Here is a 21,195-nt window from a genome sequence, read left to right as displayed (position 1 = left end):
CGAGGCCTTCGACGCTTTACAACGTTGTATCAACGATGTAAAAACGTCCTGACGGCCAGCCGTGGCCCGGCTCACACCGGTTCCCACCGTCCACGGGGTCGTGGTTTCACGCCTGCACAGGTCCAGTGGGAGGCGCACCTCCGCCGAGGCGGCCGCCCCCGGAGAAGGGTGTCGAGCAGATGTTGCCAACGTTGTCACCACCACGCCCCCGGAAGCCGAGACGCTTCCGGAAGCCCCTGACCGCCGCGGTGGCCGCCCTGGCCGCCTTGGCGCTGACGTCAGGACCCGCGACGGCCGCGGAGAGCGGCTGGAAGATGGGCAAGCCACGCCTGACCACCCCGTGGACCGACCAGGTCTCGCCCACCAACGCGTTGCCCGAGTACCCCCGGCCGCAACTGGTGCGCGAGAACTGGCAGAACCTCAACGGGGTCTGGGAGTTCGCCGGCGCCGCGCCCGGCGAGATCCCGCCGATCGGCGAGAAGCTCGCCGAGAAGATCCTGGTCCCCTACCCCACCGAATCGGCGCTTTCGGGGATCCAGCGGCACGAGGACTACATGTGGTACCGCCGCACGTTCACCGTGCCCAAGCACTGGAACGTGGGCAGGGACAACACCCTGCGGATCAACTTCGGCGCCGTCGACTACAAGGCGAAGGTCTGGGTCAACGGCAAGGAGGTGGCCGCGCACCAGGGCGGCTACGGCGCGTTCTCCGCCGATGTGACGTCGGCCCTGAAAGCCAAAGGAGAGCAGGAGATCATCGTCGGCGTCGAGGACCGCGCCGACGCGACCTGGCAACCCGTCGGCAAGCAGCGTCTCGTCCCCGACCGCGGCATCTTCTACGAAGGCGCCTCGGGCATCTGGCAGACGGTGTGGATGGAACCGGTCGCGGCCAAGCACGTCGGCACGCTCGGCATGGTCCCCGATCTCAAGTCCTCCACGCTCAAGCTCACCGTCGACACCGGCGGCGGCTCCGGGCTGACCGTCGAGGCCGTGGTCCGCGACGGCAGGAAGGTGGTCAGCCGCAGCACGGCGTCGGCGGCCGGGACGATCTCCCTGCCGGTGCCCAAGGCGAAACTCTGGTCGCCGGACTCGCCGTTCCTCTACGACCTCGACGTCGTGCTGAAGGACGGCCGCCGCACCGTCGACAAGGTGTCGTCGTACTTCGGCATGCGTGAGTACGGCACCACGAAGGGCGCCGACGGCAAACTCCGGTTCACCCTCAACGGCAAGATCCTCTTCCTCCAGTCCACTTTGGACCAGGGGTACTGGCCGGACGGCATCTACACCGCGCCGACCGACCAGGCGCTGCGCTTCGACCTCGAACAGCACAAGGTCCTCGGCTTCAACACGGTCCGCAAGCACATCAAGACCGAGCCCGACCGCTGGTACCACCACGCCGACAAGCTCGGCCTGCTCGTCTGGCAGGACATGCCGTCGATGCGCACCGGTGGCCGTCCGCCCGTCGACGCCCAGCAGCAGTTCAAGGCCGAACTGAAGGAACTGGTGGAGCAGAAGAAGAACTGGACCTCGATCGTCGGCTACGTGCCGTTCAACGAGGGCTGGGCCGAGTGGTCGCGCGAGGAGACCGGGAAGGTCGCCGAAAGCGTCAAGGCGCAGGACCCGACCCGGCTGGTCAACGCGCACAGCGGCGTCAACTGCTGCGACTCGCTGGGCGACTCCGGCAAAGGTGACGTCCTCGACTGGCACTCCTACCCCGGTCCGGCGAAGCCGATGCCGGACGGCAAGCGGATCTCGATCGACGGCGAACACGGCGGTTACGGCCTCGAGGTCAAGGACCACATGTGGTTCGGCGAAGGTCACGCCTACGAGATGGTGAAGGACCAGGCGACGCTGAACAGCCGCTACGTCCAGAACCAGCGCGACGTACTCGCCTCGGCGCAGAGCTGCGGCATCAGCGGCTCGATCTACACGCAGATCACCGACGTCGAGCACGAGGTCAACGGCTTCTTCACCTACGACAGGCAGGTGAAGAAGATGGACTTCGCGCAGGTGCGCGCGGTCAACCAGGCCATCATCCGCAACGCCGACGGCAGCGGTTCCGGCGCACCCGACCCGGGCCCCGGCACCCCGGGGATCGCCGGCGTGCACGCCTACAAGTTCGACGAGGGCACGGGATCCAGCGCCGCCGACTCGGTCGGCACCGCGAACGCCACGCTGACCAACACGCAGTGGGCAGGCGGTGTCGAGGGCGGCGCGCTGGCCTTCGCCGGCAACGGCCAGGCCGACACCGGGGCGGCCCTCGTCAACACGGCGGGCAGCTACTCGGTCTCGGCGTGGGCGAAGCTGGACGAGGCCGGTGGCGCGTTCCAGACCGTCGTCAGCCAGGACACCGGCCGCGACAGCGCGTTCTTCCTGCAGTACTCCGGGCAGGACCAGCGGTGGGCGATGAGCTTCGTCGGTCTCCGTGCCCTGTCGCCGGAGAAGCCGGAAGTCGGCAAGTGGTACCACCTGACCGGTGTCCGTGACGCGAAGGCTGGCACGTTGTCGCTGTACGTCGACGGCAAGAAGGTCGCCTCGCAGAACGCCTGCTCCGCCGCTCCGAGCACGGGGCACACGGTGATCGGCCGCGGTCAGTATGGCGGTCAGCAGGTCGACTTCCTGCGCGGCGCGGTGGACGACGTCCGGTTCTACGACCGGCCGCTGTCCGACGCCGAGGTCTCGACGCTGGCGAAGCGCGACTGATCCCGATCACGCGGCGCCGGGGTGCCCCGGCGCCGCGTGTTCGGCACGAAGGAAGATCCGGATTCCGCGCGGAACGAGAAGACTGGACGAGGAATTCCGTGATCGTCCGCGTGGAGGGATCGACTTGAAGGTCATCGCCATCGAAGAGCATTTCATCCATCCGACCTTGTACAACGAGGAAGGCGAGGGTGAACTGGGCGATCACCCGATCATGGTGGGGATCCGCAAGAAGCTCCGCGACCTCGGACGCGGCCGGATCGCGGAGATGGACGCGGCGGGCATCGACGTCCAGGTCCTGTCCCACGCCGTCCCCGGCGCGGAGGCGTTGAAGCCGGAGGAAGCGCATCGGGCGAGCCAGGCGAACGACGCGCTCGCCGACGCGATCTCCCACCATCCCGACCGGTTCGCCGGTTTCGCCGCCCTGCCGATCCAGGCGCCGGACGCGGCGGCCGACGAACTCCGCCGCGCCGTCGAGGAACTCGGCCTGAAGGGCGCGATGCTCAACGGCCTGACCACCGGGCGATTCCTGGACGACGCGGCGTTCCAGCCGGTGCTCGCCGCCGCCGAAGCGCTCCGCGTCCCGCTCTACCTGCATCCGGCACTCCCGCCGAAACCCGTGCTGGACGCCTACTTCTCCGGCCTGTCCGACCTCCAGGCCGACAACCTCGCCACCGCGGCGTGGGGCTGGCATTCGGAGACCGCGCTGCACCTGCTGCGGCTGATCGTGTCCGGCGTCCTCGACGAGTACCCGGACCTGCAGATCATCATCGGTCACATGGGCGAGATGATCCCGTTCGCGCTGTCGCGGATCGACGTCGTGCTGACGCCGATCAACGAGCAGCTGCGCCAGCCGGTCGCGGACTATTTCAAGACCAACGTGCACATCACCACCAGTGGCTACGCGACTTTCCCGCCGCTGCAGTGCGCGCTGGCCGTACTCGGGGCCGATCGGATCATCTTCTCGGTCGACCACCCGTACACCCCGAACGAGCCGATGGTGAATCTGCTCAAGACGGCGCCGATCGACGAAGCCGACCGCGAGAAGATCGCGCACGGCAACGTCGAAAAGCTCCTGAAGCTCAAGTAAGCCTCGTACCGGCCGAGTGGGTCGTGAGTGGTAAGTGTCGTTCTATTGAGGGGTACAGCAAAGGCGTCATGCTCGCTCGCGTGCATGACGGCCTCGGATGTTGTGAAAGCCACCTTCACAACGTTGAAGGTTGCGAAAGTGGCCTTCACAACACTGCCCTGATTCCTTCACCGTCGAGCCCGGCGGCCGCTGAACCGCCACCCTCGCGCAGGTCAGGCATAGGTCGGTAAACGCTGGTCCGCACTAACGGCACTTACCACTCACGACCCCACCCACTCCCGCACGACCTCGCCGAGCACAGGTAGCGGCACCTGCCCGTGCCTCAGCACGACGTCGTGGAAGTCGCGGATGTCGAAGGCCTCACCCAGCCGCTCCTCGGCGAACGCGCGCAAACGCTGGATCTCCAGCCTGCCCGTCATGTACGACAACGCCTGGCCGGGCCAGTCGATGTACCGGTCGGTCTCGGACCGCACCTCGACGTCGCTGAGCACGCAATGCTCGGTGAGGTAGTCCACGCATTGCTGCCTGGTCCAGCCCAGCGCGTGCAGTCCGGTGTCGACGACGAGCCGCGCTGCCCGCAAGGAATCCTCCGCGACCATGCCCAGCCGCATCAGATCGTCGGAGTAGAGCCCCATTTCGTCGGCGAGCCGCTCGGTGTAGAGCGCCCAGCCCTCGTCGAACGCCGAGAGCGGGACGAGCTTGCGCAGCTGCGGAACCCCTTCGAGCTCGAAGGACACACAAGCCTGGAAGTGGTGTCCTGGAACGGCTTCGTGGAAGGCGACGGACTCGGCGATGAACCGGAATCGCTCGGTCACCCGGTAGGCGTTGGTGGAGTAGACACCGGGACGGCTGCCGTCGGCCGACGGCGGCATGTAGTACGCCTGCGCGGCGGACGGCCCGTCCGCCTCCGGCACCGCGCGGACGACGCATTCGGCGGACGGCACCCGGCGGAACCAGCCGGGCGCGGCGGCCGTGGCCCGCGCGACCGCTTCCGTCGCGGTCGTGATCATCTCGTCCGCGTCCCGCCACCGCAGCGACGGATCGGTGCGCAGCCGCCGCCGGATCGCGACGGGATCGTCTTCGCCGAACACGGCGGCGCCGAGCCGCCGGTACTCCTCGTCCAGCGCCCGTCCGATCGCGAGGCCCGTCTCGTGAAGCTCCGCCGCGGAGACCCCGGTGGTGGTGTGCGTCTTGAGCAACCCCGCGTAGGTCTCCTTGCCACCCTCCAGCCAGCAGAGCCCGGGCCGGTCGTCGGGACGGCCGTGCCCGGCGATCTCGCGGGCGAGCATGTCGCGATAGGCGGCGAGCGCCGGCCGCACCTTTTCGGTGAAGATCCGTTCCCGTCGCTCGACGCGGTCGCCGGTCAGCGGCGGCACCAGCAGCGGGTTGGGCTCGGCGGCCAGGAACCGGTCGAGGTACTCGACGGCGTTGCGCACCGCACGTTCCACCGGCGTCCGGCCGCTCTCGATCCCGGCGCGGTGCCGATCCGCCAGCGCCGCGAAGAAGTCCGGGAACGCCGCCAGCCGCGTCAGATGATCCTCCTCCGCCTGCTCGCCCGACGGCGCCAGCTGCGGAAGCCAGGACAGCACCCCGACGCCCTCGGCCACCATCGGATCGGCGAGGGTGTACTCGCTCGGCCGCGCGTCCAGCCTGGTCAGGAGCGATTCCGTGTGGTGGGCGATGACGCCGAGCGTGATCCGGTCCGGATCCGTGGAGCGGGCGGCGAGTCCGGCGATCCGGACGGCCCGTTCCCTCAGCCGGGCGTCACCGGCTTCGGAGACGTCCCGTAACTCGTGGTCGTGCCCGGGAATGTTGTCGAAGGTCGCCATCAAAGGCATTTCGGTCGCGAGGAGGTCGAGGAGTTCATCCGCCAACTCCCCAGCTGTCGGCTCTTTACTCATAACCGACACCTACCAGACCGGATCCGTTTCCCGCTGGCGTTTTCCCGTTATCCGACCAGGCCGACCACCCGTTCGGTGGGTCCGGTGTACGCACTCGACGGCCGGATGAGGCTGGTGGTACGCCGGGCCCGCGGGGTAGTCCAGGTTCGGGTGCAACCCCTTCGCGTCGTACATCGCGCGGGCGAGCGCTTCGTACAGGTCGAGCAGGTGGTACCCGAAGCCCATGATCTTGCGCTTCTCCGCCAACGCCGTCGCGAGTCAGGCTTCGGCGTCGGCTTCGAAACGATCTGCCATCGACTGTCCACTTTGCAGCGTCCGGGCACGCGCGGCGTGCCTTTCTCGTTCGTCCGGGTCGATCGCGCGGGCAACATCTCGAAACGCCAGTCCGCCACCGGATTCCACTTCTCCCGCGTCGGCGGTTCATGTCCACTGTGGATCGTCTACGAAGCGTTCGGCGCACCGGGCCGGATTCACACCTAGATCGCCGAACTCCCGGACGGCAAGAAGTACTTCTGGCTCGCCCGTACCGTCTCCCGCGCCGCGGACGGGCACGGCGACCCCGGCAAGACGTTCGCGATCGGGCTCGGCTGCGAACTCCGGCACGCGAAACGGCTCGTCTATTCCGACGGTCTCGCGCTCGGTACCGGCGCGGCCGTCACCCCGATCGGCATGGGCTGCAAGGTCTGCGAGCGGCCCGCGTGCCCCCAGCGGGCCTTCCCCGCGATCGGGAAGCCGATGCGGGTCGACGAGCATTCCTCCAGCCTGCTGCCCTACCCGCCGCTCGGCTGAGGCGTACGCCACAACCTCGACATAGTCGGACTTCCTACTTTATGGTGTCCACAGGTCTGCGGTGCAGGGAAGCCGGTGAGAATCCGGTGCGGTCCCGCCACTGTGACCGGGGAGCGGCGCTCCCGCAGAGAAGGCCACTGGCGCGAGCCGGGAAGGCCGGAGCCGCCGCGGATCCGGGAGCCAGGATACCGGCCGCAGATGTCCACGTTCGTCCACGAGGATGGAGCTGAACGCATGCGGATTCTTCCTGCCTGCGCGAAAGTCGCCGACCCGCCACCACCCCGGCGGTAAGTCGTCCGTACTCCCCTGCCCGGCCGCCGATCGTGGTCCCGGGCGGCTCCGTCCTGCGCACTTTCGGAAAGGGCAGCCATGAGCACCGAACTCAGTCACTTCGTCGGCGGCAAGCCGGTACCGGGGACCTCCGGTCGCTTCGCCGACGTCTTCGACCCCAGCACCGGCGCCGTCCAGGCCCGCGTCCCGCTCGCCTCGGCCGCCGAGGTCGCCGGCGTGGTCGCCGACGCGGCGCAGGCCCAGCTCGACTGGGCTCGTTGGAACCCGCAGAAGCGCGCCCGGGTGCTGATGAAGTTCGTCGACCTCGTCCGCGCCGAGGAGGACTCCCTCGCCCGCCTGCTCGCCTCGGAGCACGGCAAGACCGTCCCCGACGCCCGCGGCGACATCCAGCGCGGTCTCGAAGTGGTCGAGTTCGCCATCGGCATCCCCCATCTGCTCAAGGGCGAGTACAGCGACAGCGCGGGTACCGGCATCGACGTCTACTCGATGCGGCAGCCGCTCGGCGTGGTCGCCGGGATCACCCCGTTCAACTTCCCCGCGATGATCCCGCTGTGGAAGGCCGCCCCGGCGATCGCCTGCGGGAACGCCTTCGTGCTCAAGCCGTCCGAACGCGACCCGTCGGTACCGCTGCGGCTGGCCGAGCTCTTCCTCGAAGCCGGTCTGCCGCCGGGGGTGTTCAACGTGGTCAACGGTGACAAAGAGGCCGTGGACGCGCTGCTGACCGATCCCCGCGTCGAGGCCGTCGGCTTCGTCGGCTCGTCGTCGATCGCCGAGTACATCTACACCACCGCGGCCGCGCACGGGAAGCGCGCGCAATGCTTCGGTGGCGCCAAGAACCACATGATCGTGATGCCGGACGCCGATCTCGACCAGGTCGTCGACGCGCTGATCGGCGCAGGCTACGGCTCCGCAGGCGAACGCTGCATGGCGATCTCGGTCGCCGTCCCGGTCGGTGAGGCCACCGCCGACGCGCTGGCCGCCCGGCTGACCGAACGCGTCAAGACGTTGAAGGTCGGTGCGTCGCTCGATGACACGGCCGACTTCGGGCCGCTGGTGACCGCCGAGGCCGTCCAGCGCGTCCGCGACTACATCGACGTCGGTATCGCCGAAGGGGCGAAGTTGCTCGTCGACGGCCGCGGCACCACCGTGGACGGTCACGAGAACGGTTTCTTCCTCGGCGGCTGCCTGTTCGACCACGTCACCACCGACATGCGGATCTACCGCGAGGAAATCTTCGGACCGGTGCTGTCGATCGTCCGCGCGGCCCACTACGAGGAAGCGCTGCGGCTGCCCAGCGAGCACGAGTACGGCAACGGCGTCGCGATCTTCACCCGCGACGGCGACACCGCCCGCGACTTCACCTCACGGGTGAACACCGGCATGGTCGGGGTCAACGTGCCCATCCCGGTGCCGATCGCCTATCACACCTTCGGCGGCTGGAAGCGCTCCGGTTTCGGCGATCTCAACCAGCACGGGCCGGACTCGATCCGCTTCTACACCAAGACCAAGACGGTCACTTCGCGCTGGCCTTCCGGTACCAAGGAAGGCGCCAGCTTCGTCATCCCGACGATGAGCTGAGGCCGCGATGAGACTGACCGACGAACAGCGCGCCCTGCGCGAGACCGCGGCGGAGTTCGCCGCGGAACACCTCGCCCCGCACGCGATCGAATGGGACCAGGCCAAGCACTTCCCGGTCGACGTCCTGCGCAAGGCCGCCCAGCTGGGCATGGGCGGTGTCTATCTGCCGGAAGACCTCGGAGGCTCCGCGCTCGGAAGGCTCGACGGCGTCCTCGTCTTCGAGGCGCTCGCCACCGGTTGCCCCTCACTGGCGGCTTACATCTCCATCCACAACATGGTCGCGACCATGATCGACAGATTCGGTGACGACGCCCAGCGGCACCGGTACCTGCCACGAATGTCCACGATGGACGATCTCGGCAGCTACTGCCTCACCGAGCCCGACGCCGGTTCCGACGCGGCCGCGCTCTCCACCCGCGCCCGCCGCGACGGCGACGAGTACGTACTCGACGGGGTCAAGCAGTTCATTTCCGGCGCGGGCACCTCGGACGTCCACGTCGTGCTCGCCCGGACCGGTGGCCCCGGCGCACGGGGGATCTCGGCGTTCATCGTCGATCGGGACACGCCCGGGGTTTCCTTCGGTCCCAACGAGATCAAGATGGGCTGGAACGCCCAGCCCACCCGGCAGGTGATCTTCGAGGGCGCCCGCGTCCCGGCGTCCGCGCTGCTCGGTGGCGAAGGCAGCGGGTTCCGCGTCGCGATGTCCGCGCTGGACGGCGGCAGGCTCAACATCTCGGCCTGCTCCCTCGGCGGTGCGGAAGCCGCGCTCGGCATGGCCGTCCGGCATCTCTCGGAGCGTTCCGCGTTCGGCGAGAAGCTCTCGGAGAAGCAGGCGTTGCAGTTCCGGCTGGCCGACATGCGCACCGATCTCGAAGCCGCCCGCACCCTGCTCTGGCGGGCCGCGGACGCGCTCGACCACGGCGAGGACACCGCGACCCAGCTTTCGGCTATGGCGAAGCGCTTCTGCACCGACACCGGGTTCGAGGTGGCCAACCAGGCGCTGCAGCTGCACGGCGGCTACGGCTACCTCGCCGAGTACGGACTGGAGAAGATCGTCCGCGACCTGCGGGTGCACCAGATCCTCGAAGGGACCAATGAAATCATGCGCGTGATCATCTCGCGCCGGATGCTGCAGGAGGCTTCGTGAACGACGTCCAGTTCCTCGTCCACAGTGGAATCGGCCGGATCACGCTGAACCGGCCGCGAGCGCTGAACTCGCTGAACCACGACATGGTCCTCGCCATGCTCGACCACCTCGAAGCGTGGCGCTCCGACCCGGCGGTCCGCGCCGTGCTCATCGACGGCGCCGGCGACCGTGGGCTCTGCGCGGGCGGCGACATCCGCGCCATTTACGAGGACGCCCGCACCGGCGGCACCTCGTCGCTGAAGTTCTGGGCCGACGAGTACCGGCTGAACGCGCTCATCTCGCGCTACCCCAAGCCGTACCTCGCGCTCATGGACGGGCTCGTGATGGGCGGCGGGGTCGGCGTCTCCGCGCACGGCAGCCACCGGATCGTCACCGAACGCTCCCGCGTCGGCATGCCCGAGACCGGCATCGGCTTCGTCCCCGACGTCGGCGGCACGTACCTGCTGTCCCGGACGCCGGGTGAACTCGGCACGCACATCGCGCTCACCGCCGGGTCGATCTCGGGCGCCGACGCGATCCACTGTGGACTCGCCGATCACTTCGTGTCCAGCGAGAAGATCCCGGACCTGCTCGACGCGCTCGCGTCCCGGACCCCGGACACCGCGCTGGAGCTGATCTCCGAACCCGCGCCGCCGAGCGCGCTGGCCGAGGACGCCGACTGGATCGACCGGTGCTACGCGGCGGACACGGTCGAGGAGATCCTGGCCCGGCTCCACGCGGGCGGAGACGCGGCGGCCACCGCCGCCAAGGAGATCGAGGCGAAGTCGCCCACCTCGCTGAAGGTGACCCTGCGGGCGCTCCGCACCGCCGCGGACCTGCTCGATCTGGAAACCGTGCTGGCGCAGGAGTTCCGAATCTCGACCCACGCGCTGTCCTCGCCCGAGTTCGCCGAGGGCATCCGGGCGCAGATCATCGACAAGGACCGCTCCCCGAAGTGGTCCCCCGCCACCCTGTCCGAAGTGGACGACAAGCTGGTCGACGCCTACTTCGCCGATCTCGGCGACGCCGAGTGGGTGGCCCGATGACGATCGCCTTCCTCGGCCTGGGCAACATGGGCGGCCCGATGGCGGCCAACCTCGTCAAGTCCGGTGAGACCGTCCACGGCTACGACCCCGCTCCCGGCGCCCGCTCCGCAGGGGTGGCCAGGTTCGACAGCGCGAGCGCGACCGTCGCGGCGGCGGACGTCGTCCTCACGATGCTGCCCAGTGGCAAGCATGTCCTCGACTGCTATCACGAGATCCTGCCGTCGGCACGGCCCGGGACGCTGTTCGTCGATTGCTCCACCATCGACGTCGCCGATGCCCGTCAGGCGGCCGAGCTGGTCACAGCGGCCGGTCACCGCGCCGTCGACGCCCCGGTGTCCGGCGGTGTGGTCGGCGCCGAAGCCGGAACACTGACGTTCATGGTCGGCGGCGACCCGCGGGCGTTCGCCGCCGCCGAGCCGTTCCTGGCCGTCATGGGCGCCAGGGCGATCCACTGTGGCTCATCCGGCGCCGGTCAGGCGGCGAAGATCTGCAACAACATGATCCTCGGCGTCTCGATGATCGCCGTCTCGGAGGCGTTCGCCCTCGGCGAGGAGCTCGGCCTCACCCCTCAGGCGCTGTTCGACGTCGCCTCGACCGCGTCCGGGCAGTGCTGGGCCCTGACCACCAACTGCCCGGTGCCCGGTCCCGTGCCTGCCAGTCCCGCCAACCGCGGGTACACCGGCGGATTCGCCAGCGGCCTGATGCTGAAAGACCTGCGCCTGGCCGAATCGGCCGCCCGGGACAACGACGTCGCCACCCTGCTCGGCACGAGGGCCGCGGAACTCTACGCGGCGTTCGTCGAGCAGGACGGTCCCGGCCGGGACTTCTCCGCCATCATCACCGCCGTCCGCGACGGCCTCCTCACCAAGGAAACCGCATGAGCGATTACGAGACCATCACCGTCGGGCGTCCCCTCGACCGAGTCGCCCTGATCACGCTCGACCGGCCCAAGGCGCTCAACGCGCTGAACCTGCGGGCCATGCGGGAGATCACCGGCGCGGCAGCCGAACTCGGCCAGGATCCCGACGTCGGCGCGATCGTGCTCACCGGTTCCGCCAAGGCCTTCGCGGCCGGCGCGGACATCAAGGAGATGCAGCCGCAGTCGTTCAGTGACGTCTACGCGGCCGACTGGTTCGCGGGCTGGGACGCGCTTTCCCGCGTCCGTGTCCCGCTGATCGCCGCCGTCTCCGGGTACGCGCTCGGCGGCGGCTGCGAACTGGCCATGATGTGCGACGTCCTGATCGCGGCCGAGAACGCCAAGTTCGGCCAGCCGGAGATCACCCTCGGCGTCATCCCCGGCATGGGCGGCTCCCAGCGGCTGACCCGGGCGATCGGCAAGGCCAAGGCGATGGACCTGTGCCTCACCGGCCGCATGATCGACGCCGCCGAGGCCGAGCGGTCCGGGCTCGTCTCCCGGGTCGTCCCCACCGAAGGCCTGCTCGACGACGCCCTGGCGGTCGCGGCGAAGATCGCGAGCATGTCGCGTCCCGCCGCGATGATGGTCAAGGAGGCGGTGAACCAGGCTTTCGAGTCCGGGCTGGCCGACGGGCTCCGGTTCGAACGGCGTCTGTTCCACGGCACCTTCGCCACCCAGGACCAGAAGGAAGGGATGGCCGCGTTCACCGAGAAGCGCGAGCCGAAGTTCCTTCACTCCTGACCGGTGAGCGACCGGTAGAGCGGTCGCAGCAGATCGGTCACCGAGGTTCCGTCCACTGTGGACTTGAGTGGCGGGACCTCGTCGAGCAGTCCCAGCGGGTCGCCGGCCGGTGGGCGTCGCGTGTTCGTGACGTCCCCGGCCGGACCCCAGCCGAAGAAGTCCTCCATGACCTCGTCGAGGCCGGGCGTCCCGTCTTCCGCCGACGGGGCCGTCACCCGGGCGCCCGCCTGCCGTCCGATCTCTTCGAGCAACGTCGTGCGGTCCCGCCCTCGGAGGGCGAAGATCGAGAACGGATCTTCGTCCTCTTCGAGGGCGATCAGGCCCGCGACGAGGTGGTCGCAGGGGACGCGAGTGCCCGGACAGGTGCAGTCCAGCGACAGTTCCCATCCCGCCTCGGGGAACAACGGCACCTGCTCCGCCGCGAAAATGCCTTCGATGCCATCCGGCACCCGGCCGTCGAGCAGAGCCGTCGTCGTGGCCTCGTCCGCGACGACCGCGGCGACGAACGCCGTCCACACCTGTTTGCCGAACGTCGGAAGCCCGACGCGGACGTCGTAGAACCGTTGCCGCGTCACGCGGACCCGGGCGACGGCGGCGCCTGGCCCGATCGTGAGGGTGTCGACCCGGCACGGCGGCACGAGTCCTTTGTGGACACCGAGATCGTCTAGTGCCCGGCGGAATCCGTCAGTCATCGGCCGCCTCCCGTCCCAGCGCGAAGACCTCGCGCAACGAGTCGGTGGACAGCTCCGTGAGCCAGTCCTCCCCGTCGGTGACGACGAGGTCGGCCAGCGCTTCCTTCTTCGTGATGACCGCGTCGATCCGTTCCTCGATGGTGCCGGGGCAGACGAACTTCCGCACCTGGACACTGTTGCGCTGGCCGATGCGGAAGGCGCGGTCGGTGGCCTGGTCCTCGACCGCCGGATTCCACCACCGGTCCAGATGCAGGACGTGCGTGGCCGCGGTGAGCGTCAATCCCGCTCCCCCGGTCTTCAGCGACGCGAGCAGGATCGACGGGCCCTCACCGGACTGGAAATGCTCGACGATCGAGTCACGGCGCCGCTGCGACAACCCGCCGTGCAGGAAGGCGATCTTCACGTTCAGCCTGTTCGAAAGATGCGGCACCAGCAGATGCCCGAACTCGGCGAACTGGGTGAAGCACAACGCGCGGTCGCCCGAATCCAGGATCTCCACCAGGAGTTCTTCGAGCCGGTTGACCTTGCCGGACCGGACTCCGATCGGCGAACCGTCGTGCAGCAGATGCGCGGGGTGGTTGCAGATCTGCTTGAGCTTGGTGATCGCCGCGAGGATGTTGCCGCGCCGTTTGACCCCGGCGCTGTCGGCGATCTTCGTCATCATCTCGTCGACGGTCGCGCGGTACAGCGTCACCTGCTCGCGGGTGAGGCGGTATTCCTGGAGGATCTCGATCTTCTCGGGCAGGTCGGCGAGCACGGTGGGATCGGTTTTGAGGCGCCGTAACAGGAACGGCCGGGTCAAGCGGCGCAGCTCGGTGGCCGCGGCGAGATCGCCCCGGCGCTCGATGGGCACTTCGAACCGCTCGCGGAACTCTTGCCTGCCACCGAGGACGCCGGGGTTGAGCAGATCCGAGAGCGCCCACAGATCGGCGAGCCGGTTTTCCACCGGTGTCCCCGTGAGCGCGACCCGGTGAGCGGCGGGGATCCGCCGCAAAGCCTGCGCCGGCCCGGTGTTCTGGTTCTTGACCGCCTGCGCCTCGTCGAGCACGAGCCGGTGCCATCGGATGCCCGCGAGCTCGTCCGCGTCACGGGCGGCCGTCGAGTAGGTGGTGACGACGAGATCCGCGCCCTCGGCGCGCGCGTGACCACGGTCGGCACCGTGATGGATGCGCACGCGCAGCTCCGGCGCGAACTTGGCCGCTTCGCGCTGCCAGGTCCCGAGCAGCGACATCGGGCAGACGAGCAACGTCGGCCCGGTCTCACCTTGTGCCCGCTCGATGGCTTCGAGCGCGAGCAGCTGGACGGTCTTGCCGAGCCCCATGTCGTCGGCGAGGCAGTCACCGAGCCCGATGGACGCCATGAACGAAAGCCAGGCGACACCACGGTTCTGGTAGGGCCGCAGGGTCGCCAGGAACGTCGGCGGCGGCTCGACCGGCTCGATGGTGCGCTGGACCCGTCCGGCGAGGAAGTCGTCGATCCAGCCGTCGGTGGTGACTTCGGTGACCGGCAGCGGCGTTTCGAAGCCGCCGCGGAGCAGGGCCAGCAGGTCGGCGGACGTGGGCAGCGGCGGTTTCTCGCGGTCCGGGTCGCGGCGGAGGTATTCGAGACCGGCGCGCAGCAGTTCGGGGTCCACGCTCACCCAGCGGCCGCGCAGCCGCACCAGCGACGACTTCGCGGCGGCGAGCCCGGCGAGTTCTTCGTCGGTCAGGGCGTCCTCGCCGACGGCGAGCGCCCAGCGGTAGGAGGCGAGCTGATGACGGCCGAGCCGGTGCACCGCGGCCTGGTCGACGGGTGCGCCGCGGACGGACAGCTTGAGCGCGAGCTTCCGCCTGCCACCCCAGCTCGCCGGGAGCTGGACGTCGAAGCCGGCCGCGGTCAGCTGTTCCGCGCCGCCGTCGAGGAACTCCACGGTCTCGGCGACGGTGAGGTCGTAGATGCCCGGCTTCCCGGCCTCGACCGCCGGGCCGAGCAGCGGCAGCACTCCCGCGGCTCGCTCCAGCTCGGCGGTGAACAGGCCTTCGGGGTCGGTGAACTTCGCGCCCGCCTTGCCGGACCAGACGTCTTCGGCCGGGAGCAGGAGGCTGGGATCGGCCGCGGAACGCAGGAGGAAACGCAGCTGCCACTTGGTTCCGTCGCCGGTCTGGTCGTCCGGGTCGTCGACCGGCCCGTACAGCGTGGGGACCTCGTCGAGCCGGAAGCAGACCGTGCCCTCGGTGAGGTCGGTGTCGCCGACCTCGTCCCACGCCGCGATACCTTCGGCGACGATCCCCATGCGTCCCGGCGCTTGGCCGATCCGGTCGTCGGCGCTCTTGAGCGCGTGAAGCCACGATCCGAACGGCCCTTCGCGCCCGTCGCTCTCCGTGGCGTGACCGGCGGCCGCCAGCCGATCGCGGACGGCGGCGTCGACCAGCGTGTGGAGCGCGTCGGTGACGAGCGCCGCCGGAGCCGGTCCGGGGTGTTCGGCCCGTCCGACCGGCGGGGTGGCCGCGATCAGGGCGCGAAGCCTGACCGCGTCGCCGCCCCGGGCCACCGGCCGCCAGCGCGCCCGCGCCACGATCTCGTTCCGCACGAGTGTGGGGAGCACCCGGCCGCGCCGCACCAGGTCGTCCGCCAGCCGGACGACGGCGCGGAGGTGGCGGACGGAAGTGCCGTAGCCGACCGTGTCGGCCAGGTCTCCGAGCTCGGAGGGGTCGATCAGGAGCGCCGGTACCGACCAGGGTTCCAGCGTGAGTTCCTGCTGCTGCGGCCTGCCGCGTGAGCCGAGTTCGGGCGAGGCGACCGGACCACCGCGCCGCGACGGCAACAGCAGGACGGCCGACGCCGGCTTGCCGGGGTGCAGCGCGGTCAGATCCGCGACCGACGCGGCGAACGGATGCGGCCGGGCCGCGCTCGACGGCCGCATCGATGTCGTCGCCGGCCGGTCGCCGTGTTCGCCCCACAGCACGATCCCGCGGCCACGGGACCACAGCCCGTGCACGACGAGTGGCGTCATGGTCCCCCTTTCGCGGTCTGTCCCTCCAGCATGCCCGGCGCCGATCAGCGTCCGGTCAGCGAGGGTCACACCATCGTGTAGCTAGGCGGAGATGCCCTGCTCTTCTAGCCTGATGAGCTAGTCCCCACATGGAAGCGATCACTTGATGACCGACGGAGAAGCACGCGCCGGCGTGCTGTCGAAACGCGCGCTCGTGATCGCTTCACACGCTGTCGAGAGAGCCGCGCTCGCCGAAGGCACCGACGAGAACATGGTCGTCCTCGCGCTCTTCCAGCGCCTGCCCTACTTCGAGCGGGAACGCGAGGTCTACGCCAGGATCGCCCGGCGCGCGGCCGTGACCGTCGTCGGCATGGTCGACTCCGGGCGCCCGGACCTGCCGCACGGCGTGACCCCGGTGCTGTTGCGCGCCGAGGAGAACCTCGCTCGCGAATGGTCGGTCGCGGTGCTCACCCCGACCTTCGGCGGCTCGGTCGTCGCGCAGGATCTCGACGACGTCGACCCGTCGGCGACCTCCGTCGAAGCGGCACGGCAGTTCCAAGGCCGCTGGGGTTTCCGCCGTGACGAGGCCTACGCCGAGGTCGTCCGGCTGCGCGACGCACTCGGCGACCGGCTGCCGCCGACCGCGCGGATCAAGATCGACGAGGTCTTGAAGAGCGTGACGACCCCCGCGGCGGCGCCGGTGGAGAACCGCGCGGAAGCGGCTTTGCGCCATCTCGCGGGCCGGCTGGAGCGGCAAGCGCCGATGAAACCGGAGGAACCGGCCCTCGCGACCGATCCCGACACCGGATTGGCGACCATGGCCGGGATCTCGGGCTGGCTGGGCGCGTCGACCGACACCGTCCCGCTCGGCCTGATCCTGATCACCGTCGACGACCTCGACGAGGTCGGGCGGCGCCACGGCAACCGGGTCAAGATGCACACCGAGCAGAACATCGCGGATCTGATCCGCGAGGATCTCCGCCCGCTCGACCGGGCGGTCCGGCTCGGCAACGCCGAATTCCTGCTCGTCCAGCCCGCGCTGGGATCGGCCGACCTGACCGAGCGCAGCCTGCGTCTCGAACGGCGGCTCGGCGCGCTCCACACCACTTATCCGTTCGTGGACCTGCATCCGCGGACGACGACCATGCTCACCCGGAAGCGGCCACTGCCCGTCAATTCCCTGCGCGCTCAGCTGAAGCAGGTGCCGACGGCGGTGCTGTGGCCGCCCAGTCACGGCATGCTCCCGACGCCGAAGGGCAACGGTTCGGCCTGGTTCCACTGATACCGTCCTTCCGGTGAAAACCGTCCTGGACGCGATGAATCCACGCGAGGCACTGACGATCCTCGGCTGTTCGAAGGGCAAGAATCGGGGCGGCGACGCGTCCGGCGAAATCAACGCGGCCTGGCCGGAACCGATGCTTCGCGCACGAGCCGAAGTCCTGGCGCGGTCCAAGGTCGACAACGGCGGACTGCGGCCCGCCTGGCTCCGCTACAGCGGCAACTTCTACCGGAACGTCGGCAGCGAGCTGGGCGAGGCGGTCCGGAACGGGCGGACGCTGATCCTCAGCGGTGGCTACGGAATCCTGCGCGCGGACGAGCCGATCTCTTACTACGACCGGAAGCTGAAGCTGAGCGACTGGCCGTCCGGCGTCCTCGAAGACGCCGTCCTCGGGGAAGCCCGGCGGGTCGGCGCGACGAAGGTGGTCACGTTCGTGTCCGCGAGCGCCGATTACGCGAAGCTGGTCCGGCGAATCCCCTGGAGCTCCGCGGACATCGAGGGCGTACTGGTGACGATCGACTTCCACGGGGGCGGCGCGCAGGTCCAGGTGCCGCGGCGGCTGGCTCAGGCTTTCGGGGCGTGGTGGCGCCGCTCGCCATCGGACTACCCGCCGGGCATGGTCACCGAAGTCCTGCGCTGATCCCGCGTCCGGGCTTATGGCCAGCGCGCTTCGGAAAGCGCGAGCGCGGCACGGAGGAACGCCTTGCGGTCGGCGGCGGGAAGCTGTTCGAGCAGACGTTCCTCCTGCTCCTGGATCCGCGCCTGGGCCGACCTCCGCGCGGCGCTGCCGGCGCCGGTGATCCCCAGCAGCCGGACCCGGCGATCCTTCGGGTCCGGCTCCCGCGTGATCAGGCCGTCCCCCTGGAGCGTGTCGAGGGTGCCGATGATCCGGGTCTTGTCCGCGCCGATCGCTTTGGCGAGCGCGGCCTGCGTGCGGACGGGCCCGTCGTCGAGGGCGCTCAGCACCACGTAGCCCCACATCGTCAACCCGTGCTCGGCCAGCACCGGCGTCTCGGCGTTCATCAGCCTGCGCATCAGCCCGCCGAGCATCGCCGCGAGATCCGGCCTCCCTTGCTCCGCCATGCGCAGACCATACCGACCGAAGTCGCGAAGCCGGTTGACGAACTCGTAGGCACATGTAGATGATATGCGCATGCCTATTGATGAACTCCGCATCCTCGACGCCACCGTGACCCGGACGAGCCTGGATCTCGTCGCCGAGATCACCCCGGCGGACCTGACCAAACCGACCCCGTGCAGCGCCTGGACCCTGCACGGCCTGCTGGCGCACATGGCCACCCAGCACCACGGCTTCGCCGCCGCGGCCGACGGCGAAAGCGATCTCGGCCACTGGCGTCTGCTCCCGCTGGGCGACGACCCGATCGAGACCTATCGCGCGTCGGTCAACCGGGTGCTGAACGCGTTCGTCCCCCACGATCTCGCCGACCGGAAGTTCGCACTTCCCGAGTTCTCCACCGAAGTCACCTTCACCGCCGAGCAGGCTCTCGGCTTCCATTTCGTGGACTACCTGGTGCACTCCTGGGACGTGGCCAAGACCCTCGGTCTGCCGGTGAAGTTCGAGCAGGAGGTGCTCGATGCGGGACTGAAGTTCGCCGAATCGATCCCGGACGGCCGGAACCGGACAGCGCCGGGCGCCGCCTTCGGCCCGGCCGTGGACGCGACGGGACCGTCCGATTTGGACACGATCGTCGCCCTGCTCGGCCGCTCACCGTCGTGGCCGGACGTCACACCCCGGGCTTGACCGGCACCGCTTCGAGAATCCGGGCGGTGACCAGGTCCGGTTTCTCCAAGGAGAGTCCGTGAGTGGTCTTGGGCACGACCTCGACGCGGAGGTGCGGGCTCAGTGACCCAAGCCTGGCCGCCACCGCACGACTGTCGAGGATGGAACTGCGTTCGGCGACGACGATCCGCGTCGGCACATCGATCGAGTACAACTCGTCGTCGCTGAACAGGTGCATCTCGGGGAGCCGCTGTTTGTACTTGAGCGCACTGAAAAGCAGGGGCCGCACGGTGTGCCGGACATCCGGATCTCCCGAGGCCACCAGCCGCAGGAGCCAACGGGGCAGGAACCAGCGGAAGATCTCCCGGAAGCTCCACCAGATGAAGCTGCGGCCGATCACGCCGAACCCCGCGGCTTCGAAAGTGACCACGCCGGCGATCCGTTCGGTCGACCGCGACGCGAGATTCAACGCGAGCCAGCCACCTCGCGAAACACCGGCTAGATAAGCCTTTTCGTGGCCGGTTCCCGCCAGCACCCCGTCGATGACCTCCGCGAGCCAGTCCGCGCAATCCTCAACGGACTCGATGGGAGCGGTCTGGACCGACCGGCCCGGTTCGCCGATCGAGTCAACGGCGTGAACCCGGTACCGGGCGGCGAGTTCGGCGATGTGCGGGTACCACGACAGTGACGTGCCCATGCCACCGGACAGCAGCACGATCGGCGGGCCGCCCTCGGGACCGCAACGCCGGACACGCGTCGGGCCGAATCTCGTCTCGACGTTCAGTTCCTCGGCGGGAACCGGCCATTTCCTCAGGATCGCGTCATAGGTGGCGGAAAAACGCAGTGCCGCCTTCTTGTCGGTGAACTCCCCCAACATGAGACCTCCTCGAAGTTTTATGGTGCACTTGCACCATAACAGGGCGTGGCCGCTTCGACCACCCCTCGACGACATGGCAGAGTGACCGCGTGCCGAAACGTGTCGATCATCAGGAGCGCAGGCGCGGGATCGCGGAGGCGCTCTTCCGGATCGCCGCCGCCCAAGGCCTCCAGGCCGTCACCCTGCGCGCGGTGGCCGCCGAGGCGGGCATCTCGATGAACCTGGTCCAGTACTACTTCCCGACCAAGGAGGAGATGCTGCGCTTCGCCTGGCGCCGGATGGTCGAACTGACGGCGGAGAACGCCGGGAAGACCGTCGGCGAGGCGATGAAGACCGAGGACGAGCGCACCATCGTGCGCGCCTACCTCACCGCGGTACTGCCGGAAGGTGAACGCGACCGCAGGCTGGCGGCCGTCCAGATCGCCTACTTCGCCGTCGACGTCACACGCGGAAGCCAGGATCCAGACCAGGAACCACTACTGCCCCACCTGGTCAACGCGGTCGCCGACCTTCTCCGGAAAGCCCAGGAGAAAGGCGACGTCCCGGCCCGCCTCGACCCCCGGCTGGAGGCAGACTCGCTCGCGACGATGTCGGCCGGCCTCGTCACGGCGATCATGGTCGACGCTTACACCGCGGAGCGGGCGGCGGAGATCGTCGACTACCGGCTCGACGGAGTGTTCACCGGCGGTCGATGAGCTTCTCGATACCGTCCAGGATGCGGCTGAGGCCGAACTCGATGTCGGCCTCCTCGATCCCCTCTTCGCCATACGCCTCGCCGGAGATCACGGCGGCGACGCGGGCATAGCCGCGCCCCTGGAGATGCGGTCCCAGAAATCCACTCAGCGCGTAGGCCTGCTCGGGAGGGCTCGCGTTCACGTCCCGAAGCAGCGAAGCGGTGCTGCGCACCCAACCGTCGACCAGGACCGCGCAGCCCATCACGTCCCGGGTGCCCAGACCTGAGCCCGCCATCCCTTCCAGGAAGTTCTCCAGCCACCCCAACAGATTCGGCGTGGTCGGCGCGCTGCGCACCGGCAAATCGATCAGCCACGGATGGCGGCGGCTGCGTTCGAGAAGCGCGCGGGCCCAAGCAGTGACCGCGGCGCGCCAGTCGCCGGACGACGGTTCCGGCGGCGGACCCCAGGCCGCTTCGGCCACGAGGACGAGCAGTTCCTCTTTGGAGCTCAGGTAGCGGTAGAGCGCGTTCGCGGTGATGCCGAGACGTTTGGCGATCGACGGCATGGACAACGCCGCGTAGCCCTCGGCGTCGGCCTGCGCGATGGCAGCGTCGACGATCTGTTCGAGGCTGTATCCCGGCTTCGGCCCACGCCGGGGTGCCGGGGCGTACCCCCAGGCCAGCGCGGTGCCCGGCGGCAGCAACTCGATCTTGACGTCGTCCATCGGGGCATTGTTGCATCCAAAATAGGTAAAGGCATACACTGTTCATGACATACACAGTTA

17 protein-coding genes, 1 pseudogene and 1 riboswitch are annotated in these 21,195 nt (G+C 69.1%); of the genes and pseudogenes, 12 read left to right on the top strand and 6 right to left on the bottom strand.

Features of this window, described 5'->3' with window-relative positions:
• Nucleotides 1-179: 179 nt before the first annotated feature.
• Complete coding sequence (locus IE302_RS01460) at nt 180-2,702, top strand: LamG-like jellyroll fold domain-containing protein (protein ID WP_373307878.1); 2,523 nt, start codon at nt 180-182, stop codon at nt 2,700-2,702.
• Nucleotides 2,703-2,826: 124 nt separating this feature from the next.
• Complete coding sequence (locus IE302_RS01455; RefSeq protein ID WP_191250942.1) at nt 2,827-3,789, top strand: amidohydrolase family protein; 963 nt, start codon at nt 2,827-2,829, stop codon at nt 3,787-3,789.
• A 260-nt stretch (nt 3,790-4,049) separates the two neighbouring features.
• Here IE302_RS01455 and IE302_RS01450 read toward each other — a convergent pair whose 3' ends face one another.
• Nucleotides 4,050-5,690, bottom strand: a complete 1,641-nt coding sequence (locus tag IE302_RS01450; RefSeq protein WP_191250940.1) for a DUF885 domain-containing protein — start codon at nt 5,688-5,690, stop codon at nt 4,050-4,052.
• A 264-nt stretch (nt 5,691-5,954) separates the two neighbouring features.
• On the opposite strand from IE302_RS01450, the pseudogene IE302_RS01445 reads away from it, so the two are divergent.
• The 6 genes and pseudogenes from IE302_RS01445 to IE302_RS01420 form a co-directional block, all read left to right on the top strand.
• Nucleotides 5,955-6,479, top strand: a pseudogene (locus IE302_RS01445) (short-chain fatty acyl-CoA regulator family protein); the annotation flags it as partial.
• A 25-nt stretch (nt 6,480-6,504) separates the two neighbouring features.
• A riboswitch (cobalamin riboswitch) is annotated at nt 6,505-6,690 on the top strand.
• Between the two features lie 158 nt (nt 6,691-6,848).
• The gene (locus IE302_RS01440) at nt 6,849-8,348 is read left to right on the top strand and encodes a CoA-acylating methylmalonate-semialdehyde dehydrogenase (protein WP_191250938.1); all 1,500 of its coding nucleotides are present in this window, start codon (nt 6,849-6,851) and stop codon (nt 8,346-8,348) included.
• 7 nt (nt 8,349-8,355) lie between these two features.
• Entirely contained in the window at nt 8,356-9,495 is a 1,140-nt protein-coding gene (locus IE302_RS01435; RefSeq protein ID WP_191250936.1) for an acyl-CoA dehydrogenase family protein, read from the top strand.
• On the top strand, nt 9,492-10,520 hold the full coding sequence (locus tag IE302_RS01430; protein ID WP_191250934.1) for an enoyl-CoA hydratase/isomerase family protein: 1,029 nt from the start codon (nt 9,492-9,494) through the stop codon (nt 10,518-10,520). Before IE302_RS01435 ends, IE302_RS01430 begins: the two co-directional genes overlap by 4 nt.
• Nucleotides 10,517-11,401: a 3-hydroxyisobutyrate dehydrogenase gene (gene mmsB / locus IE302_RS01425; RefSeq protein ID WP_191250932.1), complete on the top strand. Its 885-nt coding sequence runs from the start codon at nt 10,517-10,519 to the stop codon at nt 11,399-11,401. Before IE302_RS01430 ends, mmsB begins: the two co-directional genes overlap by 4 nt.
• Nucleotides 11,398-12,177 (top strand): enoyl-CoA hydratase, encoded by a 780-nt coding sequence (locus IE302_RS01420; protein WP_191250930.1) that lies wholly within the window; start codon nt 11,398-11,400, stop codon nt 12,175-12,177. Before mmsB ends, IE302_RS01420 begins: the two co-directional genes overlap by 4 nt.
• On the opposite strand, the gene IE302_RS01415 is transcribed toward IE302_RS01420, so the two are convergent.
• Entirely contained in the window at nt 12,168-12,869 is a 702-nt protein-coding gene (locus IE302_RS01415; protein ID WP_191250928.1) for an SWIM zinc finger family protein, read from the bottom strand. The genes IE302_RS01420 and IE302_RS01415 overlap by 10 nt on opposite strands.
• Nucleotides 12,862-15,861: a DEAD/DEAH box helicase gene (locus IE302_RS01410; protein WP_191250926.1), complete on the bottom strand. Its 3,000-nt coding sequence runs from the start codon at nt 15,859-15,861 to the stop codon at nt 12,862-12,864. The genes IE302_RS01415 and IE302_RS01410 overlap by 8 nt, the downstream gene beginning before the upstream one ends.
• Nucleotides 15,862-16,006: 145 nt before the next feature.
• On the opposite strand from IE302_RS01410, the gene IE302_RS01405 reads away from it, so the two are divergent.
• Together IE302_RS01405 and IE302_RS01400 are read left to right on the top strand one after the other, a co-directional pair.
• Nucleotides 16,007-17,122, top strand: coding sequence for a DICT sensory domain-containing protein (locus tag IE302_RS01405; protein ID WP_191250924.1), 1,116 nt, complete (start codon nt 16,007-16,009; stop codon nt 17,120-17,122).
• A 13-nt stretch (nt 17,123-17,135) separates the two neighbouring features.
• Nucleotides 17,136-17,759: a YaaA family protein gene (locus tag IE302_RS01400; protein ID WP_191250922.1), complete on the top strand. Its 624-nt coding sequence runs from the start codon at nt 17,136-17,138 to the stop codon at nt 17,757-17,759.
• A 14-nt stretch (nt 17,760-17,773) separates the two neighbouring features.
• Here the strand turns inward: IE302_RS01400 and IE302_RS01395 are convergent, their stop codons facing one another.
• Nucleotides 17,774-18,202 (bottom strand): MarR family winged helix-turn-helix transcriptional regulator, encoded by a 429-nt coding sequence (locus tag IE302_RS01395; RefSeq protein ID WP_191250920.1) that lies wholly within the window; start codon nt 18,200-18,202, stop codon nt 17,774-17,776.
• Nucleotides 18,203-18,272: 70 nt separating this feature from the next.
• On the opposite strand from IE302_RS01395, the gene IE302_RS01390 reads away from it, so the two are divergent.
• On the top strand, nt 18,273-18,881 hold the full coding sequence (locus tag IE302_RS01390) for a TIGR03086 family metal-binding protein (RefSeq protein ID WP_191250918.1): 609 nt from the start codon (nt 18,273-18,275) through the stop codon (nt 18,879-18,881).
• Here IE302_RS01390 and IE302_RS01385 read toward each other — a convergent pair.
• Nucleotides 18,865-19,737: an alpha/beta fold hydrolase gene (locus tag IE302_RS01385; RefSeq protein WP_191250916.1), complete on the bottom strand. Its 873-nt coding sequence runs from the start codon at nt 19,735-19,737 to the stop codon at nt 18,865-18,867. The genes IE302_RS01390 and IE302_RS01385 overlap by 17 nt on opposite strands.
• 89 nt (nt 19,738-19,826) lie before the next feature.
• Here IE302_RS01385 and IE302_RS01380 point away from each other — a divergent pair, with 89 nt between their 5' ends.
• On the top strand, nt 19,827-20,432 hold the full coding sequence (locus tag IE302_RS01380; protein WP_191250914.1) for a TetR/AcrR family transcriptional regulator: 606 nt from the start codon (nt 19,827-19,829) through the stop codon (nt 20,430-20,432).
• Here the strand turns inward: IE302_RS01380 and IE302_RS01375 are convergent.
• Nucleotides 20,416-21,135 (bottom strand): TetR/AcrR family transcriptional regulator, encoded by a 720-nt coding sequence (locus IE302_RS01375; RefSeq protein ID WP_191250912.1) that lies wholly within the window; start codon nt 21,133-21,135, stop codon nt 20,416-20,418. The genes IE302_RS01380 and IE302_RS01375 overlap by 17 nt on opposite strands.
• Nucleotides 21,136-21,195 lie beyond the last annotated feature (60 nt).

The organism is Amycolatopsis oliviviridis, assembly GCF_014654365.1.
Classification (GTDB): domain Bacteria; phylum Actinomycetota; class Actinomycetes; order Mycobacteriales; family Pseudonocardiaceae; genus Amycolatopsis; species Amycolatopsis oliviviridis.
Note: the sequence above shows the minus strand (reverse complement) of the source record. Positions and strands in the feature narration are given on the sequence as shown.

What these genes read in the sequence shown, in the direction of transcription:
- IE302_RS01375 (WP_191250912.1), bottom strand. Translation starts at nt 21,135, where the DNA reads ATGGACGACGTCAAGATCGAGTTGCTGCCGCCGGGCACCGCGCTGGCC.
- IE302_RS01450 (WP_191250940.1), bottom strand. Translation starts at nt 5,690, where the DNA reads ATGAGTAAAGAGCCGACAGCTGGGGAGTTGGCGGATGAACTCCTCGAC.
- IE302_RS01405 (WP_191250924.1), top strand. Translation starts at nt 16,007, where the DNA reads ATGACCGACGGAGAAGCACGCGCCGGCGTGCTGTCGAAACGCGCGCTC.
- IE302_RS01435 (WP_191250936.1), top strand. Translation starts at nt 8,356, where the DNA reads ATGAGACTGACCGACGAACAGCGCGCCCTGCGCGAGACCGCGGCGGAG.
- mmsB (WP_191250932.1), top strand. Translation starts at nt 10,517, where the DNA reads ATGACGATCGCCTTCCTCGGCCTGGGCAACATGGGCGGCCCGATGGCG.
- IE302_RS01460 (WP_373307878.1), top strand. Translation starts at nt 180, where the DNA reads ATGTTGCCAACGTTGTCACCACCACGCCCCCGGAAGCCGAGACGCTTC.
- IE302_RS01420 (WP_191250930.1), top strand. Translation starts at nt 11,398, where the DNA reads ATGAGCGATTACGAGACCATCACCGTCGGGCGTCCCCTCGACCGAGTC.
- IE302_RS01440 (WP_191250938.1), top strand. Translation starts at nt 6,849, where the DNA reads ATGAGCACCGAACTCAGTCACTTCGTCGGCGGCAAGCCGGTACCGGGG.
- IE302_RS01385 (WP_191250916.1), bottom strand. Translation starts at nt 19,737, where the DNA reads ATGTTGGGGGAGTTCACCGACAAGAAGGCGGCACTGCGTTTTTCCGCC.
- IE302_RS01410 (WP_191250926.1), bottom strand. Translation starts at nt 15,861, where the DNA reads ATGACGCCACTCGTCGTGCACGGGCTGTGGTCCCGTGGCCGCGGGATC.
- IE302_RS01395 (WP_191250920.1), bottom strand. Translation starts at nt 18,202, where the DNA reads ATGGCGGAGCAAGGGAGGCCGGATCTCGCGGCGATGCTCGGCGGGCTG.
- IE302_RS01415 (WP_191250928.1), bottom strand. Translation starts at nt 12,869, where the DNA reads ATGACTGACGGATTCCGCCGGGCACTAGACGATCTCGGTGTCCACAAA.
- IE302_RS01390 (WP_191250918.1), top strand. Translation starts at nt 18,273, where the DNA reads ATGCCTATTGATGAACTCCGCATCCTCGACGCCACCGTGACCCGGACG.